We start from the raw sequence: 496 nt of genomic DNA on the forward strand, positions 1-496 counted from the left end.
TCCTCAACTCGGTTCCCGGAATCGGCAAGGTTTATGCCAGTGGCATTCTTGCTGAAATCGGCACTATCAAATGTTTTAAAAACAATGATGCACTTGCCAAATATTGCGGCATTGTCTGGAAGGAAAACCAGTCCGGCAACTTTGAAGCTGAGGACACACCCATGAACAAGGCTGGAAACCGCTATCTGCGGTATTACATGATCGAGGCCGCCGGAAGCGTCATCAGGCACTGCCCGGAATACAAAGCTTTTTATGACAAGAAATTTGCTGAGGTGAGAACCCATCAGCACAAACGAGCACTCGCGTTGACTTCCCGTAAACTGATACGTATGCTTTTTGGACTGCTGGACAAAAGCCAACTCTACTCTGTGGAAAAGAGTAGGTAATCCATAGTGCATATCGAACTTACGTTTCTTTTGAACCGTAGGTTTATTAAAGTTACCCTTTTCTTAGAAAATCTTTTTCATTTTCCTCTTGACATATTACCAAATTGCTT

1 protein-coding gene is annotated in these 496 nt (G+C 43.5%); it reads left to right on the forward strand.

The window, feature by feature from the left end; all coding sequences use genetic code 11:
• A partial coding sequence (locus NE473_RS30195) for a transposase (RefSeq protein WP_256265555.1) occupies positions 1 to 386 on the forward strand: 386 nt, incomplete at its 5' end.
• Positions 387 to 496 lie beyond the last annotated feature (110 nt).

Source organism: Hungatella sp. SL.1.14 (assembly GCF_024460495.1).
In the GTDB taxonomy this organism is placed as follows: Bacteria; Bacillota; Clostridia; order Lachnospirales; family Lachnospiraceae; genus Hungatella; species Hungatella hathewayi.